This window comes from Cryobacterium sp. 10I1, assembly GCF_035019805.1.
In the GTDB taxonomy this organism is placed as follows: Bacteria; Actinomycetota; Actinomycetes; order Actinomycetales; family Microbacteriaceae; genus Cryobacterium; species Cryobacterium glucosi.
Genome location: NZ_JASJVF010000373.1, coordinates 1 through 2216, shown reverse-complemented (window position 1 = coordinate 2216; position 2216 = coordinate 1). Strand labels below are relative to the sequence as shown.

General features: G+C 69.7%; 2 protein-coding genes and 1 pseudogene. 1 reads left to right on the top strand and 2 read right to left on the bottom strand.

Annotation, left to right across the window (positions count from 1 at the left end; all coding sequences use genetic code 11):
- Positions 1 to 106 precede the first annotated feature (106 nt).
- On the bottom strand, positions 107 to 961 hold the full coding sequence (locus QN345_RS18145) for an RDD family protein (RefSeq protein WP_322189482.1): 855 nt from the start codon (positions 959 to 961) through the stop codon (positions 107 to 109).
- Positions 962 to 978: 17 nt separating this feature from the next.
- Here QN345_RS18145 and QN345_RS18140 point away from each other — a divergent pair, with 17 nt between their 5' ends.
- Positions 979 to 1974, top strand: a complete 996-nt coding sequence (locus QN345_RS18140; RefSeq protein ID WP_134449746.1) for a stage II sporulation protein M — start codon at positions 979 to 981, stop codon at positions 1972 to 1974.
- Between the two features lie 14 nt (positions 1975 to 1988).
- Here QN345_RS18140 and QN345_RS18135 read toward each other — a convergent pair.
- A pseudogene (locus QN345_RS18135) lies at positions 1989 to 2216 on the bottom strand (DUF58 domain-containing protein); the annotation flags it as partial.

The window sequence follows — 2216 nt, the reverse complement described above, 5'->3', positions numbered from 1 at the left end:
CCCTGCACTGGCCCCGCGCGACACCAGCGCCGCTACGCCCCGGACACGCCGGGCGCGTAACGGCGCAACCGGCGCGCAACCCGTAGCGGGGCGGCGCAGCATCCGCTCAGCGGTTGGGGAAATCGTGGGGGAGGCGCGTGAGCACCGGGCGGAGGCGTTCGAGGCGATCTCGTTCCAGGAGGAGTGCCGCGTACTCGCGGCTGCGGCGCACGGCGGCGACGCCGGCGAGGAACTCCTCGGGGGAGACGGCGGGAACCGGGGAGACGAAGGGCGCCGCTTCCGCCGCGAGGTCACTTGCTACGCGCACGCGTGTCTCCGGGGTCAGGCGTCCGGACTGGCGGAGGAACTGGGCGATGCGGCGCGAGAGCCGGTCAGGCAGCCGCACGACATCGACGGTGTACGACCAGGTGGTGAGCTCTTGCGGAAGCCCGAGGACCGGCTCGTCGAACCGGGCCACCCGTTCATACTGGCTGTACGTGCCGGCCATCAGGTCGCCGAGGCGCTTGGACTTGCCGTTCAGCAGAGCCGTCGTGGCGGCCAGGCCGCCGAAGGTGAGGTAGATCTCGAAGATTCCGCTGAGGGCGCGGGTGAAGGCGTGCCGCAGCTGAATGGACCCGCCGTCGTCACGCACGATGCGGGCGCCGATCGCGAGCTTGCCGAGCGAGCGTCCTCCGGTCACGGTCTCCACGACAGTCGGGAGGATGAGGATCGAGAACGCGAGCCCTGAAATCGCCAGCGTCTGTGCGAGCGCTGGATCCAGGGCGTCGCCCATGACGAAGTCGACCGCGAAGGCGAGTCCCACGAAGAAACCGAGATAGGCGAGCCAGTCGATGATGGCGCCGGCCGCGCGCAGGATGAAACTCGCCGGCCGCACATCAAGCGCGACCGCCTCGCCAGTGACGAGTTCGTACTCATAGGGAGAACTTTCTCCCTGATCCGCCGCGTTTCCGGGGTGTGCCATGTCTACTATTAGAGCAGATGGACCTCGACGCATATTCAACGGCGCACCGCGCCCAGTGGGACCGCCTCGCCGAGCTCGGCAGGGAGCGGCGGCTCTCCGGCGCGCAGTCCGACGAACTGATCGGCCTGTACCAGTCCGGCGCGACCCAGCTGTCCGCAATCAAGAGCACGGCCGGCTCCACGATCCCGGGCGACCGGCTCTCCGTCGCGTTGTCCCGCGCCCGGCTGCGCTTCACCGGAGCCGGCGCGAACGTCGTGTCCCAGGTGCCTCGGTTCTTCGTCCTTCAACTGCCCGCCGCGCTCTACCGCCTGCGCTGGCTCACGCTGTGCGTCGCGGTCGTGACGGTCGCGGTCGCGGTGCTCTATGCCGTCTGGATCACCGGCGACCCCCGGGTGCTCGCCAACCTCGGCTCCGACGCCCAGCTCCAGCAACTCGTGAACTCTGAATTCGTCGACTACTACTCCGCCAACCCCGCCGCGTCGTTCACCGGCCAGGTCTGGACGAACAACGCCTGGATCGCCGCGCAGTGCGTCGCCTTCGGTATCCTCGGCCTCTACGTGCCGTACATCGTGCTCTCGAATGCCCAGAACATCGGCACGACAGCCGCGGTGATGTTCGCATACGGCAAGGGCGACGTCTTCTTCCTCTACATCGCGCCGCACGGGATGCTGGAGCTCACCGCGATCTTCGTCGCTGCGGCCGCGGGGCTTCGCATCTTCTGGTCCTGGATCGCCCCCGGTGGGCGTACCCGCGGGCAGGCTCTCGCGGCGGACTCGCGCGCCCTCGCGACGGTTGCGATCGGCCTCGTCTTCGTCCTCCTCGTCTCCGGCGTGATCGAAGGCTTCGTGACCCCGGCGCCGTGGCCGTGGCCGGTCAAGATCGGCATCGGCTTCGCCGCGCTGTGTGCGTTCCTGACGTACATGCTCGTGCTCGGCCGACGGGCCGCACGTTCCGGCGAGACCGGCGACATCGGTGAGTTCGAGGCCGGCAGCACCCGCATCTACGCGTCCTGAGGGCCGCGAGCGGGCTACAGTCGGCCGGCGAGCTTCAGGGCGAGGTAGTGATCGGCGAGGCGGGGCGGCAGGTCCGCTGGCGGACCGGTGACGACGTCGGCACCCTGCTGGCGGATCGCCGCGGCGACCCTGGCGACGTCGAGCAGCGCCCGTTCGGCAGCGGCGGCGCGGTAGACCTGCTCCCGGTCGGCGCGTTCGTGGGTCGCCTGCACGGTCGTCGGGTCGGTGACCGACGCGACGAC

Coding starts and splice junctions, on each gene's coding strand:
- QN345_RS18145 (WP_322189482.1), bottom strand. CDS start 961: ATGGCACACCCCGGAAACGCGGCGGATCAGGGAGAAAGTTCTCCCTAT.
- QN345_RS18140 (WP_134449746.1), top strand. CDS start 979: ATGGACCTCGACGCATATTCAACGGCGCACCGCGCCCAGTGGGACCGC.